Origin of the sequence: Gottfriedia luciferensis (genome assembly GCF_001712755.1) — a bacterium.
In the GTDB taxonomy this organism is placed as follows: Bacteria; Bacillota; Bacilli; order Bacillales; family Bacillaceae_G; genus Gottfriedia; species Gottfriedia luciferensis_B.
The window spans coordinates 273,401-287,432 of sequence record NZ_MDKC01000001.1; the positions used below are offsets into that span (position 1 = coordinate 273,401).

Below are 14,032 nucleotides of genomic sequence, written 5' to 3' on the forward strand. Positions count from 1 at the left end.
ACCTCCCAATAGATTGGGTTGAAAAGGTCTCGAATCCTATTTTATTACTCGAAGTGTTTTCTTTTCATTCTTTTCGGAATATTATGCTAAAATTTATTTAGGTACAAAAAAAGGAGTGTAGGACAGTGGAAATTCAAAGAATTTTAGTGACTAGCCGAATTCATCATAAGCTTAAAGATCTAATTGAATCTCATAATCTATCAAAACAGTTTCGTTTTTTACCAGAAGATGAAGTAACAAAAGAAGATTATGAGTGGGCTGATACATTTGTTGGTTTTCGTCCAACACCAAATTTTGAATTTGGAAACATAAAGTGGGTCCATTCATTAGCAGCGGGCGTAGATAGTTTCATGAAAATTAACTGGAAGAATGATGTACTTTTAACGCGAACGATTGATGTTTTTGGTCCAAAAATGAGTCAATATTGTTTAAGTTACATTCTCCAAGATACACAATTACATGAACAATTCTCAAATTTACAAAATGAAAATAAGTGGGAATTTCATATCCCAAAATCTTTAGAAGACCAAAAAGTTGTCATTTATGGCACAGGAGAAATTGGTGGACATATTGGTAAGGTTTTATCAAGCTTAGGAATGAAAGTATATGGAGTCTCTATGAGCGGTAATAAAAAACAATATTTTGAAAAAATAGTTCCATTCCAAGAAGCATCTACGATTTTAGATCATACAGATTGGATTATTAGTGTTCTTCCGTCTACGAATGAAACTAAAAATATATTAGATAAGAATACATTTAAACTGTTAAATAATGTAGGGTTTATCAATGTTGGTAGAGGAGCAACTGTATGCGAGGACTCTTTAAAGGAAGCTTTGAATAATGGAAATATTAGAAAAGCTATTTTAGATGTTTTTGCTGTTGAACCACTTCCAGCAGATTCTGAATTATGGCAAATGCCTAATGTAAAAATAACTCCACATATTTCGGCAGTTACTTTACCAAATGATGGTGTTAAGTGTTTTGTTAATACACTTTCAACATTAGAAAATAACGAGAAACTAAGAAATGTAGTGAAAATCGAAAAGGGATATTAATTTTATGATGTAGAATTGGTATTATTTCCCTAAGTATTTGTCAGGAGAGTAAGAGTTAAATTTTTCATTTCACATCAAGACCTTATAAATTTGCAGCTAAGAAGGGGACTCGACGGAGTTCCAAATTTAAGGAATTTAGTATAAGTGCAACTACGTCTTTTTCCTCGCCTTAAAGCTCGCCAATCGTCGAGTTTTCATTATTATCGTAAACATGTTAGGATAGACAAGTAACAAGTTGATAAAAAAGGAGAATACAAAAAATGGCAATTATTGACGTTTCAATCGTACCAATTGGCACAGAAACACCTAGTGTAAGTGCGTATGTAGCAAATATACATAAAGTTTTAGAAAAGTATAATGGCGAAGTAAAATTCCAGCTTACACCGATGAATACAATTATTGAAGGCGACTTACCGTTATTATTAAAAGTTGTACAAGAAATGCATGAGGTACCATTTGAAAATGGAATTTCAAGAGTAGCAACGACTATTCGAATTGATGATCGTCGCGATAAGAAGAGCACAATGGAAGGTAAGTTAGCTTCTGTTCAAGCAAAACTTGAACAAAACTAATTTTAACTTGATAAAGTGACTTGATAGGTTTAACGACTTATCGTCACTTTTTTTTGTGATTTGATAATAATCGCGTGATTATTTAGAATATTCTCTTGAAATTCCAAAATTTAGTTGATAAACTAAACTAATCAGTCAGTTTAAATATATTTAATGAGTAAAGGAAAGTGTTCAATGCCAAAAGTCTCAGATGATTACAAAGAACGCAAAAGAGAGAGTCTTCTTGAAAGTGCTTTAAAATGTTTTGGAGAAAAAGGATATCATACGACAACAATGGATGATATTGTTGCATATTCCAAAACGAGTAAAGGTCTAATTTATAATTATTTTAAAAGCAAGGAAGAGTTATATTTAACTTTAATGCAAGAAAGAACAGTCCAAACATTTGAAAAAATTAATCAACGATTTCAAAATATTAGTTCATCAAAAGATAAGTTAATAGAGTTATTTCAAATGTATAGTGAAATTTCTTTAACAGAAAAATGGCGAAATATGATTAGAGTTCACATGGAGTTTTGGATTAATTCAGCTAGGCATGAAAATCTACAAGCCATTATGATTGAAAGGTACAAAGATCAATATCGTTTATTTTTAAGTGATATTATTAAACAAGGAATAGCATCTGGTGAATTTAAGAAAACAATCGATCCTGATATTATTTCTAGTTTGTTTTGGGCTAATATCGATGGCATTTGCTTACATTATTCAGTTGTAGAAGAAGATGAAATTTACAAAGCACAATTTAAAGCTGCGGAAGAAATGATTATGTCTCATATCGTCATTTAAAAATGAAATTTTGGGTAGAGAAGGAGAATACTTTCCTACCTAAAATTTAAATTCAGAAAATTTTTTATGTTAAAAATAAAGCAAACAACATACACTGTTCATAGAATAAAATAAACTTAATAGTCAGTTTTAATTAGGGGGGGAGGAATTACAATGAATTCAGTCCAAATTAGAATTATTTGTATATCTATTTATTAATAAAGGTGTGATTTTTTAATTTTGGTAGAATGAAGGGATTATAATGGGAAAGAAAGTCTATTTTTTATATACAAAAGCGTTCTCGGATATAGGCAGTATGATGGAATTGGTCATAATGAATGCAGTGATCTTCTCGATGACGAAAAGCACATCATGGCTGGCTGCGGTTTTAGCTCTTCGTGTTTGTGGTGGGATATTAACAAGTTTATTTTCTGGTGTAATTGCGGATCGATATAATCGAAGAAAGCTAATGATATTTAGCGATATTACTAGAGGAATAGGTATTCTTATCTTATGTATTTTCCCTTCACCTTTCATGTTTGCAATTGTAGCATTTATCATTGGTGCATTAGGAAGCTTTTTTTCAGTTAGTTTTAGTGCAGATTTACCTCAAATATTTGGTGAAGAAAATATTTTAAAAATAAATGCTTTTATTTCACGCCTTGGTGCAATTAGTATGGTTATTGGATTTTTAGGATCAGCATTCTTATCAACGGTTGTAGATTATCGTGTAATCATTGGAATAGATGCTCTTTCCTATTTCTTATCCGCATTTGTTCTAATCTTTTATAAATGGGAAAATACGGTTAAAAAAGGTGTAAACAATCATTGGAAACAACTATTTATTGATTTGAAAGAAGTAAAAACATATGTGCTAATCAAACCACTATTAGTATTTGTATTCATTGTATTTCTATTTCAAACATTCTCAGCCAGCTCTCATAATGTCGGAGTACCAATATTAGCAGAAAAAATTAGCACAGAACATGCAACCTTTTACCAAGGACTTATTTGGGGAACTTGGGGTATTGGAGGAATCCTTTCGACTTGGTTAATTCCAAAGGTCTCTTGGTTAAAAAAACATTATCTATTTATGTATTACGGAACTTCAGTTTTAACATCAATCGGATTCATTTTATTTTTATCGAATCAAATTTTATGGGTTGTATTTTTCTTCGCATTTTTTACAGGCTTTTTTGATAATGCAGCAGGTACTTATTTTTCAACGATGATTCAAAAAACCGATAATTCCATAAGAGGTAGAATCTTCGGAGTCGCAAATTTGTTAAATAGAGTTGGTTTTACGATCGGTTTTGTAGCTGCATCACCATTATTATCATTTTTATCAATGCAACATCTAGTTTGGTTGTTTCATGGTAGTCTAATTATTATGATTTTATGCGTAACTAGTTACTTACTATTTAAGAAAAAAATTGTTTTTAACTATGAGCAAATTCAACAAAATGAAAATGAACTCATCATTTCTAAATAAAAAAGGACGTGTTTAGATGGAAACAAATTTGAAGAAGAATATCGATCTAGAAAAAATAAATTATGTTAGATGTAGTGAAGTAGACGTTGAATTAGCATATCAAGCATTTTCAATAGGTTTTTCAGATTATATCGTTAAATTCAATCATACTAAGGAACAGTTTGTCAATTTGTTTTTCGGTCCAGAAGGTAACAAACCTGAGCATTCTTTCGTAGCAATTTATGAAAATGAAGCGGTAGGTGTGATTTTAGGCGGTATAAAAATGTATGAAACGATTAAAACAATGCGATGTGGAACTTTAGCTATTAGTCCAGATTATAGGGGGTTAGGTGTTAGCCAAAAATTATTTGAACTGCACAAAGAAGAAGCAGAGAAAAACGGATGTAAACAATTATTCCTAGAAGTAATTGTCGGGAATGATCGTGCAATTAATTTTTATAAGAAACTCGGATATGAAAAGATTTATGACCTTTCTTATTTTTCTAAATCAGATTTAACAATTTTAAAACAAATACAATTGGATTCTAGTACAGAAATAAATAAAGTTGAATTTAAACCATTCAAAGAAACAATTTCAAAATGGGACTATCATATAAACTGGCAAAATGACATTGATTATTTAGAAAAACTAACTAATTTTAGTTACTTTCTTGCTAGAGTTAATGATGAAAATGTTGGTGCTTTAGCAGTTAATGAAAATGGTAGAATTAGCGTCCTAATAATTGATAAAGTTTACCGTAATCGAAAAATAGCAACTACCTTATTACAATTTGCGGCAAGTGAACTAAATTTAAAATCTTTCTCAATCTCAATCCCAAATAACAATAGCCTTGAAGGTTTCCTTCAGAAACTAGAATTTAAGAAAGAAAAAATAGCTCAATACGAAATGTACAAAATGATTTAAGATAAGAAGGTAAGGGTGACAGTATTCTTAGCATAAGAATTTGTACTTTTGCCTATATGCATGGCCTTGCTCCTAAATGAGCAATTCTCCGTACATTAGATAGTATGGAGGTGATTTATAATGTATGATTATCGTCAACAAATTGAGCAACCATATTATCCATATTCAGGAATACCGCAACAAGAGGACGAAAGATTTTTCCCATTCTTCTTTCCGTTTTTATTTGGTGCAGCGGCATTTGGTCCATGGGGCTGGGGAAGACCATGGGGTTGGGGCCGTCCATGGGGCTGGGGAAGACCTTGGGGATTTTATCGTCCATGGGGCTGGGGCCGTCCATGGGGTTGGGGAAGACCTTGGTAAATTAAAAAAATATTGAATATGGTGTCTCATAGGTCATTGTACTTTTGAGACACCTTTTTATGTTTGGAAAAATACTGATCAGTGAAAATCATCTTAATTCAAAAAATATCCCACAAGGAAAATATATACCTTGTGGGAAGTTTTATTTCAAGATTAATTTTATGAAAAATGGAATAAGAATAGAGGCCAATATCGCACTAAGCGTCATTGCAATTGAACTAATTGCTTGTTCAATTTTTCCATATTCTGCTGCTTTTGCTGTACCTACTCCATGTGATGAGATACCATACGAAGCGCCAATCGCAACAGGGTGGTCGATTTTAAGTTTTGATAGAATAGCAGGACCAAACATTGATCCTGAAATACCAGCAATCATTACATATACAACTGTTAAAGATGGAATACCACCAATCATTGAAGTGATGCCCATAGCTAAAGGGGTTGTAACTGATTTTGCTGCTAAAGAAAGTAGGATGATTTTTTTTAATCCGAGCCATAGTGACAAGTATACACCTGAAAGTAGACCGACAATTGTACCAGCCATTACACTAACTATTATCGAAATGCAATGTTTCTTTAATGTTGCTCGATGCTCGTATAATGGATAGGCAAAAGAAACAACTGCAGGACCTAAAAGTAAATTAATCCATTTTCCTCCAAGCATATACGAGTCATACGTAATGTGAAGATTTACAAGAATTATGATAATAACTGAAGTAGAGGTAACAATCGGAATCAATAGCGAGTATGTGAATTTAGCGTACATTTTTTTAGCAAGAATATAACACAAAATGGTTAAGAGGATAAATAGTAAACTTTTAAAGTCCTTCATTCGTATCACTCCCAATTAATAAATCATTTGTTTGTTTTTTATGGGCTCTTGAAGTAAGATACGAACTAATGCCTGCAGTAATAGTAAATACAACTGCTGTACTAACTAATACTATTATAATCGAAATTAAACCGTGAAAATTTAAAATTGAAGAATAATTCATTATTCCAACAGTAGCTGGAATAAACAAAAGCGTTAAGTGCTTACTTAAAAAATTACTACCATATCGAATCCATTTTTCGTTAAAGAATGGTATAAATAGTAAACAAAATAATAACAACATACCAATAATACTTCCCGGTATAATTAGATGAAATTGCTGCTGAATGATATTTCCAATAAAAAATAATAAGTAAAGAAAGCTTATTTGAACAATTAATTTTACAAAATTCATTTTCAACATCCTTTGATTCTTACTAACTAATAAACTATTAATCTTATTATTGTACAATAAAATATGGCGAAAATGTGAACTTTTTTAGAGATTATAAAAATGCATCTTTTTATAAAAAAGATTATAATAGATTTATCATATAAATAGAGGAAGTAATAGAATATGAAATCATTTGTAGCGTTCGATTTTGAAACGGCAAATTACAGTCGACATAGCATTTGTGCTGCCGGTTTTGTATTTGTTGAAGAAGGAGTAATTGTTGACCAAGTTTACTCACTAATTAATCCTGAAGAAGAATTTTATTCGATGAATATTTCTGTGCACGGAATTAGGCCAAGAGATGTACAAGATGCACCTCTGTTCCCAGAATTTTATGAAACGATTAAAGATAAAATTGAGGGGAAAACATTAGTTGCACATAATCTACCATTTGATGGATATGCACTAAAAGATAATTTATCAAGATATGGTGTACCTTCAGTTTCAAATAATTTGCTATGTTCATTGCAACTTGCTAAGAAGGTATTACCAAAACAATCTCGTTATTCATTAGATACTTTATCAAGGCAATTTAGTATTTTATTAGATCATCATCACCATGCATTAGCGGATGCGGAGGCTTGCGCGAAAATATTTCTGCATTTAACGAAGGAATATGAAATCTCATCATTTGAAGAGTTATATGAGAAAACTTCAATTTACCATGGGCAAATTCATCAGTTTGATTATCGTTCATCTTTAGTAAAACCGAAGAAAAGCAATAAAAGGACTAGGGTAAAGGCAGATTAGGATTAATTCCTTTTCTGTCTTTTTTAGTGCAATTTCTAATTGAGATCAGCTGAGTTCTGTGAAAGATAATTTGGAGGAGCCGTGTGCGTTAATAGCGCAAGCACGTTTTGGGATGGAGTTCAATTTACCCGTAAAGTAAAAAGACTCCTTTCTACTCGACTAGTTGAAATACCAATAATTTTTATTATAAGTGGCATAATAAGATTATACTTAAGAGGTGGTACAATTGGAAAAACAACAAACAATTAAGACACTCAACAAATTCTTGCAGGGTCAATATATGGGCATTCATGCATATGAACACTTTATAAAAAAGTTGCAACAATCCCCATTAAAAGACTCGGTTATTTCAATTCAGAAAGATCAAAAAAATCATGCAAACATTATTTCAGAGAGAATTCAGAATCTAGGTGGAACACCTGTAACGAGTGAGGGATTGGTTGGAAAAGTTGAAGGTGTGATCGGAAATTTAATTAATAATTACAATACAGATGAGGACATTATTAAACATGCGATTAAAGGTGAAAATCAATACGGGATAAAAATGACCGAGGACCTGGTACGTGATAAATTAGATGAAGAAAGTCTAAAACTGGTTCATAACATTCTTAATAAGGACCGTGAACATGTAGATTACCTAAAGTCACTTTTACATTCTTAGAAACAATCTCAATATAGTTTTGAAATACGATAATTGGATAATAATAAAAAGTTCCTTTTCATAAAAAGGAACTTTTTTTATGTTAATTATAAGTCTAGTTTTTATTTTGCTTTAAAAATAGCAATGGTTATGAAGTTCTGCTTGTGATTTATTTCTGAATAACCACATACAAAATTAATAAATTTAATTATTCACAAAATATTAAAAGTAAAATAGAAATTTTTTTAATTGCCTTAGAAAATACCTTCTTCTATCTTCTAAAATACATTTGACCAATTAACTACTTATTGACTTTTTAGACATACCGAAACAAAACAAGTTAAAAAATAAACACTGACTACTTAAGTAGTTAGTGTTTAATGTTTAACTATGTCTAAGCCATTCAAAAGTACGTTATGAATTTAAATTATAAATTATTAATTTCATTAGCGGTTCGGATTGCTGATTCGATTGCCCCTTGTATCCATCCAGGAGTAGAGGAGGCATGAGATCCTCCAAAATGTATTCTACCTTCGGGTGTGCTAATAAAAGGGCCAAGTTCTCTTTGTTGGTTTGGTTTATACATCACAAATGCTCCACCTGCAAATGAAAATTGCGTCCAACTTTGAGAATAACCTGCCAAAAATTCTTTATAAACTACATCACCAAAAATCATTGACAGATTAGCTAATGCTTTATCAATACGCTTATTATTTTTCATATGATCCCAAATTGCAGCATCATCTTCCCAGGTGTAGCTTGCTAACATAATTCCCGTTTTATAACCCATATCATGGCTAGGAAAATAGGAAAATTTGATAGGTAAATCGGTTGTTAGTTTTCCACCATACAAGCCAAACCTTTCCCAAAATTTTGTTCTGAACTGAATAGCAATTTTAGTTGAATCTGCATAATGCAATTCTCTTATAATTTTCCATTTTATATCAGATATAGACTCGTATGGGAAAATATCAACAAAGTTTAATAAAGAATAAGGGATTGTAGAGATAACATAGTCACATTCATACTGATTCTGTCTAGTCAGTATTTCATTTTCTGTGTGGATTGTTACATTGAAATCTCCTTGTATAATTTTGGTTACCCTTTCATTCAATATAATGTTGTCCCTCAATTGTGGTAAAAAAGCTCTTACGAGGTGATCAGTTCCTCCTGTAATTTCATAAAGCTTTAGATTCGGAGTTAAAAGTATTATAACTTCTCGTAATATAGCTGTAAATCCAAGTTCTGGAAAACCTTCCAAACCAACAATTGCTTTAATCATATCGATTGCACCGGTTGATAAAGAATTTCCTACGGGATTGTATTTCAAAAAATTTTCCATTGAATATTGATCATATTTGTCAATAATGATATCCCAGTTTTTATCTGGATCTTGATTTATAAAATCAATCACTGGGCCTATTGCAGATAACAGTAGCTCTACTGCCGTTTTTCCTTTTTCATGTGGGAGAACAGAATAGTTCAAGATATCTGGATTTGATTCATACGTTTTTTGATTTGTTAGTACATTATTAAGATAAATTAGATCATTGGGAGTACTATTAATAAATTCATTTACTTGTAAATGAAATTTATTTATTAGTGCAAATGTCAACTGATGAATTGAAGGGATACGCATAGCACCTAAGTCAACATAATCGTAATCAAGAAAAGGTTCTCTTCTTGTGTAAATTCGTCCACCAATTCTTCTATTTGCCTCAATAATTGTAACTTGGTGTCCAGCTTCTTTTAATAGTGAGCCACTTAATAGCCCTGATATTCCTCCACCAATAATTAATACTCGTTTTGGAGAATTCGTTTTAGTTAATCCATTTTGTATTATACTTACCATCTGATCCATCGAGATTTTTGCTTGTACCAAAGAATCCCACCTCTTCATTTGAATAAATAGATTGTCTATTAAAATTATTCATCTACGAGTTGAAGTAGAATTTTAACTATTTAATTTAAAAATTTATTACTTCTAAAATAAAAATAGCCCACTGAAGTGAGCTCTTAATGAGTGCATTTGTTGTCTAATCAATTTATTTCCATCAATTAAAGTAATATTTGTGTATGCGAGGACATCTTTTGTAAACCAGCTGAAGTGATGAAGTAACCACGTTTAATACGAAAGGCGCTCATTGCTTAGGTCGTGCAGTAGGCTATAGATTGATCTTTGCTACTCAATACCCTACAGGTGATACACTACCAAGACCACAGTAAAGCCAACCGCTATTTATTAATATTGATATTAAGTGAAGATGTTTTATCTCTCCTTTAAATCTAATGTTCGCTCTTTAACCAAGCTATAATACCTACTAAAACCATTAGTGCCATACAAATCCAACCCGACATTTCAACAACATGCATTGTATCTAAGTAGTCTAATACCTTATTTTTCATCAACATTCCTCCTCTTTTAGCTAAGTTATAGAATACGTTACCGTTTTTAACAATCAATAATTTAAGGTCTGAATTCATCGGATTAACTAATGAAAACTCAACATCTCATCCTAGTCGTGTAGTAAAATTTCTTAAATACTCTCTAATTATATTGAAATTTTAATTCTATAACTGTAGAGAAAATGTGAAAACTTTATATTCCTTTATTGGTAATCCTTGACTACGGGTCTATATAAATCAACGAATGTAATTGGTAGGTTATAACTTAGTCGAAATGTATGTCGATGAGATGAGTGGAACTAACATGATCATGCAATTTCACCCTTAGTACCAGGGTTATTGATGTAATTGATTCACTGAGGGATAAAGAGGTTTTTATCTACTATCAGAATGTGGGTCTTAATACTTAAGGTACAATAGAATGATGTTACAGATGTTACTCAACTTTTTTTGAAAATGAATCTTTAGACAGAAGTAATAAGATTAAATTTGGGCTGCGTGTCAAAGCAGCAGAGGGTAAATTACACTTATCAAATAGATTATACGGTTATTCATTTTCTACTGAAACTAAGGAAATAACTATAGTTCAATCTGAATCAATGTGGTAAAGAGAGTATTCGATTTATACGTAAATCATGGATAGCTAATACATTAAATAATGAATTGATACCTAATATAAGTGGGAAACGCTGGTGGCTAATGGTATTATAGATATGTTGTGTCAAATTAAATATACTGGTAACGCTTTTCTACTAATGTCTAGTAAGGGAGACGTAACCAAAGAACAAGGTTCAAGGAAAATTAAGGATATTAGAATCTTTTGTTAAACCGTTTTGTGAAAGTGAGTTACATAAAATACATAACAATAGGAAAAACGATTTAATTAAAATGATTGGTTACTCTATTAGTCTACTAGAGGACAAGTTAAATCGTATAGATGTAAATAAAAAGGCTTTACGAACTCGTATAACGGAGATAAAGACGAATGTGAATTCTTCCAACAGCTTATAGAATAGTCAGAACAGGTTAAGAAGGCTTCTCAAGGAAAATTGAACAACTTGAAGATGAACGCAGTAAACTTGAAAATGATTTACATTCATATGATGTTGCTTTTTTTACGTTCATCGTTAGTAAAACCGAAACCTAAACGTAAATTGGAGAAAAAAATATGAAATTAATTTCTTGGAATGTAAACGGAATTAGAGCATGTGTGCAAAAAGGATTTTTAGATTATTTTCATGAACAAAAAGCGGATCTATTTTGTATACAAGAAACGAAGTGCCAAGAAGATCAAATAACGTTGGAATTAGACGGTTATTATCAATATTGGCATTCTGCAGTAAGAAAGGGCTATTCAGGTACTGCAATTTTTACGAAACATAAACCATTAAATGTAAGCTTTGGATTTAACGGTAAAGAAGAGGATCAAGAAGGAAGAGTATTAACATTAGAATTTGAGAAATTTTATATGGTAAATGTTTATACGCCCAATTCTCAGCGAGATTTAGCTAGATTACCAATAAGATTAAAATGGGAAGATGATTTTAAAAACTATTTAAATAAGCTCGATGAACATAAACCAGTCATCTTATGTGGGGACTTAAATGTCGCACATAATGAGATCGATTTAGCAAATCCAAAATCAAATCGTACGAATTCTGGCTTTACGGAAGAAGAACGTGGTAAAATGACAGCATTATTAGAAAGTGGCTTTACTGACAGCTTCCGATTTTTAAATCCAACTAAAGAAGGTTCATATAGTTGGTGGTCTTATATGGCAAAAGTCCGTGAACGAAATATTGGATGGCGTATTGATTATTTTATTATTTCAAATAGACTTCAAAACGAACTAATAAATTCAGAAATACACTCTCACATAATGGGAAGTGATCATTGTCCCGTTGTTTTAACATTAGAAGACTCGATTATTTAAAAATAGACACAAAGATTTGAATTTCAGACTGATTGCAAGCGTTTGGCGGGCAGTCCGAAAGCTCTAAGGTTTTAGAGCTTTCTTTTTTTATATAGGCATTTAGTAAGTCAACTTGAAGTAATTGTGCGTAAACTAAAGTTAGGACAAATTATATAATTGTTTTGTAAACCTACCTAAAAGTAGAAAAGGATGTGGATTCCTATGAGTATGAAATGGTTAGAATGGGCACAGAGGATCCAAGCAATTTCTCAAGCAGGATTGACCTTTACGAAAGATGTTTTTGATAAAGAAAGATATGAAGAACTAAGACACATAAGTGCTGATATTTTAAATCATTATTCAGAATTACAAATTGAAGAAATCGAGGGATTGTTTCGTAATGAACGGGGGTATCCCACACCAAAGCTTGATGTTAGAGGTGTTGTTTTTAAAAATGGAAAGATATTATTAGTAAAAGAAAAGCTAGAAAATAAATGGTCTTTACCGGGTGGTTTTTGTGACGTTGGATTGTCAGCTTCAGAAAATGTAATAAAAGAAGTTTTTGAAGAATCAGGCTACAAAGTTGAAGTGAAGAAACTACTTGCAGTTTTAGACATGACAAAGCACGACCATCCACCTCATTCATATCACTACTACAAATTATTTATACAATGTGAAATTGTTGGTGGTAATCCATCAATTGGAACAGAAACAAGTGATATTGATTTCTTTGATAAAGAACATTTACCAGAACTTTCTCTTAATCGAAATACTACTTCTCAATTGGAATTAATGTTTGAATATTATCAAAATCCTAATAAAGAAGTTTGTTTTGATTAAAGTTCATTTTAAAAATAGATATAATGTTAAATAAAACATTTTAGAGTTGCTATCGCAGCTCGATTTTGTTTTAAAGGGGCATTGAAAGGAGAAATGATTTGAAAACAAATTTAATGAACTATGTCACATTCGAAAATGAATTAAAAAAAGAACGCATTTCTACGTGTCTAATTTATCAAAATGGAGAAATTAAATATAATTTTTATAAAAATTTAAAAAGCGAAACAAAACTATTCAAAATTAATTCAGTTACGAAAAGTGTTTTATCGATGTTAATAGGGATTGTAATTGATAAAGGATTTATAGAAAGTGTTAATGTACCAATTTCTAAATTTTTTCCAAATATTGAAACGAAAAAACGAGACATTACGATCGAAAATTTGCTCACAATGACACCTGGATATGATTGGCAAGAGTGGGGAGAATGGGGTGGGCGGCCATTCCCGATGATTAATAGTAAAGACTGGATCGAATATGTACTAGAAAAAGAAATGGTTAATAAGCCAGGTGAAAAAATGATTTATGATTCGGGAGCATCTCAAGTATTAAGTGCAATTATTCAGATGGTAACGAATGAAAAACTATCTACTTTTGCAAAACGAATGTTATTTGATCCGTTAGGCATAAATGAGTTTATTTGGCATGAAGATTCAAAAGGAATTAATATCGGTGGATTTGGTTTAAGTTTAACAACAGAGGATCTACTAAAGCTTGGGATTTTAATGATGCAAAAAGGAAAATGGAATCATAAACAAATTATTTCAAGTGAGTGGATTGAAAAATCAACAAAAGCGAAGTATCATACATATCCACATGTTGGCTCATATGCCTATCATTGGTGGGTGCTTGAAAATAATCTATTAAAGGATCTTGATTCATCGATTTATTTTGCCATGGGTTATGGAGGTCAATTCATCATTATTTCACCAAAAAATCAATTCGTAGCTATTTTTACAAGTGCAAAATATATCAATACTTTTACCCCATTAAAAATCATTCAAAAATATTATCCTTTTATATTAACAAATGAATAGAGCCAAAAAAGAGAGGAAAGGTGGATACTTAGTCTAA

At 31.3% G+C, this 14,032-nt stretch carries 14 protein-coding genes; 11 read left to right on the plus strand and 3 right to left on the minus strand.

Features of this window, described 5'->3' with window-relative positions; all coding sequences use genetic code 11:
* The first annotated feature begins 125 nt into the window (after nt 1-125).
* From BED47_RS01445 to BED47_RS01470, 6 genes are all read left to right on the plus strand, one after another.
* Nucleotides 126-1,055, plus strand: a complete 930-nt coding sequence (locus BED47_RS01445) for a D-2-hydroxyacid dehydrogenase (RefSeq protein WP_069032043.1) — start codon at nt 126-128, stop codon at nt 1,053-1,055.
* Between the two features lie 260 nt (nt 1,056-1,315).
* Complete coding sequence (locus BED47_RS01450) at nt 1,316-1,627, plus strand: MTH1187 family thiamine-binding protein (RefSeq protein WP_069032044.1); 312 nt, start codon at nt 1,316-1,318, stop codon at nt 1,625-1,627.
* Between the two features lie 174 nt (nt 1,628-1,801).
* Nucleotides 1,802-2,413, plus strand: coding sequence for a TetR/AcrR family transcriptional regulator (locus tag BED47_RS01455; RefSeq protein WP_069032045.1), 612 nt, complete (start codon nt 1,802-1,804; stop codon nt 2,411-2,413).
* Nucleotides 2,414-2,654: 241 nt separating this feature from the next.
* A complete protein-coding gene (locus BED47_RS01460) occupies nt 2,655-3,884 on the plus strand; it encodes an MFS transporter (RefSeq protein ID WP_069032046.1) in 1,230 nt (409 codons plus the stop codon).
* Between the two features lie 16 nt (nt 3,885-3,900).
* Nucleotides 3,901-4,788, plus strand: coding sequence for a GNAT family N-acetyltransferase (locus BED47_RS01465; RefSeq protein ID WP_069032047.1), 888 nt, complete (start codon nt 3,901-3,903; stop codon nt 4,786-4,788).
* 120 nt (nt 4,789-4,908) lie between these two features.
* Nucleotides 4,909-5,148, plus strand: a complete 240-nt coding sequence (locus tag BED47_RS01470; protein WP_069032048.1) for a hypothetical protein — start codon at nt 4,909-4,911, stop codon at nt 5,146-5,148.
* A gap of 142 nt (nt 5,149-5,290) precedes the next feature.
* On the opposite strand, the gene BED47_RS01475 is transcribed toward BED47_RS01470, so the two are convergent.
* Nucleotides 5,291-5,980, minus strand: a complete 690-nt coding sequence (locus BED47_RS01475) for an LrgB family protein (protein ID WP_069032049.1) — start codon at nt 5,978-5,980, stop codon at nt 5,291-5,293.
* Entirely contained in the window at nt 5,967-6,374 is a 408-nt protein-coding gene (locus BED47_RS01480) for a CidA/LrgA family protein (protein ID WP_069032050.1), read from the minus strand. The genes BED47_RS01475 and BED47_RS01480 overlap by 14 nt, the downstream gene beginning before the upstream one ends.
* A 162-nt stretch (nt 6,375-6,536) precedes the next feature.
* On the opposite strand from BED47_RS01480, the gene BED47_RS01485 reads away from it, so the two are divergent.
* Together BED47_RS01485 and BED47_RS01490 are read left to right on the plus strand one after the other, a co-directional pair.
* A complete protein-coding gene (locus tag BED47_RS01485; RefSeq protein ID WP_069032051.1) occupies nt 6,537-7,163 on the plus strand; it encodes a 3'-5' exonuclease in 627 nt (208 codons plus the stop codon).
* A 226-nt stretch (nt 7,164-7,389) separates the two neighbouring features.
* Nucleotides 7,390-7,824, plus strand: coding sequence for a ferritin-like domain-containing protein (locus BED47_RS01490; protein WP_069032052.1), 435 nt, complete (start codon nt 7,390-7,392; stop codon nt 7,822-7,824).
* A 406-nt stretch (nt 7,825-8,230) separates the two neighbouring features.
* Here the strand turns inward: BED47_RS01490 and BED47_RS01495 are convergent, their stop codons facing one another.
* Nucleotides 8,231-9,664, minus strand: a complete 1,434-nt coding sequence (locus BED47_RS01495; RefSeq protein ID WP_084006731.1) for a flavin monoamine oxidase family protein — start codon at nt 9,662-9,664, stop codon at nt 8,231-8,233.
* Between the two features lie 1,713 nt (nt 9,665-11,377).
* Between BED47_RS01495 and BED47_RS01500 the strand changes: the two genes are divergently transcribed.
* The 3 genes from BED47_RS01500 to BED47_RS01510 all read left to right on the plus strand — a co-directional run bounded on the left by BED47_RS01500 (nt 11,378) and on the right by BED47_RS01510 (nt 13,995).
* Complete coding sequence (locus BED47_RS01500) at nt 11,378-12,142, plus strand: exodeoxyribonuclease III (RefSeq protein WP_069032054.1); 765 nt, start codon at nt 11,378-11,380, stop codon at nt 12,140-12,142.
* 201 nt (nt 12,143-12,343) lie between these two features.
* Nucleotides 12,344-12,961: an NUDIX hydrolase gene (locus BED47_RS01505; protein ID WP_069032055.1), complete on the plus strand. Its 618-nt coding sequence runs from the start codon at nt 12,344-12,346 to the stop codon at nt 12,959-12,961.
* Nucleotides 12,962-13,059: 98 nt separating this feature from the next.
* Nucleotides 13,060-13,995 carry a serine hydrolase domain-containing protein gene (locus tag BED47_RS01510; RefSeq protein ID WP_084006706.1) on the plus strand — a complete coding sequence of 312 codons (936 nt, stop codon included), beginning with the start codon at nt 13,060-13,062 and terminating at the stop codon, nt 13,993-13,995.
* Nucleotides 13,996-14,032 lie beyond the last annotated feature (37 nt).

Bases quoted from the DNA above. Each gene is read 5' to 3' on its own strand.
- BED47_RS01485 (WP_069032051.1), top strand. From the start codon at position 6,537: ATGAAATCATTTGTAGCGTTCGATTTTGAAACGGCAAATTACAGTCGA.
- BED47_RS01475 (WP_069032049.1), bottom strand. From the start codon at position 5,980: ATGAAGGACTTTAAAAGTTTACTATTTATCCTCTTAACCATTTTGTGT.
- BED47_RS01480 (WP_069032050.1), bottom strand. From the start codon at position 6,374: ATGAATTTTGTAAAATTAATTGTTCAAATAAGCTTTCTTTACTTATTA.
- BED47_RS01505 (WP_069032055.1), top strand. From the start codon at position 12,344: ATGAGTATGAAATGGTTAGAATGGGCACAGAGGATCCAAGCAATTTCT.
- BED47_RS01470 (WP_069032048.1), top strand. From the start codon at position 4,909: ATGTATGATTATCGTCAACAAATTGAGCAACCATATTATCCATATTCA.
- BED47_RS01450 (WP_069032044.1), top strand. From the start codon at position 1,316: ATGGCAATTATTGACGTTTCAATCGTACCAATTGGCACAGAAACACCT.
- BED47_RS01465 (WP_069032047.1), top strand. From the start codon at position 3,901: ATGGAAACAAATTTGAAGAAGAATATCGATCTAGAAAAAATAAATTAT.
- BED47_RS01495 (WP_084006731.1), bottom strand. From the start codon at position 9,664: ATGGATCAGATGGTAAGTATAATACAAAATGGATTAACTAAAACGAAT.
- BED47_RS01455 (WP_069032045.1), top strand. From the start codon at position 1,802: ATGCCAAAAGTCTCAGATGATTACAAAGAACGCAAAAGAGAGAGTCTT.
- BED47_RS01460 (WP_069032046.1), top strand. From the start codon at position 2,655: ATGGGAAAGAAAGTCTATTTTTTATATACAAAAGCGTTCTCGGATATA.
- BED47_RS01500 (WP_069032054.1), top strand. From the start codon at position 11,378: ATGAAATTAATTTCTTGGAATGTAAACGGAATTAGAGCATGTGTGCAA.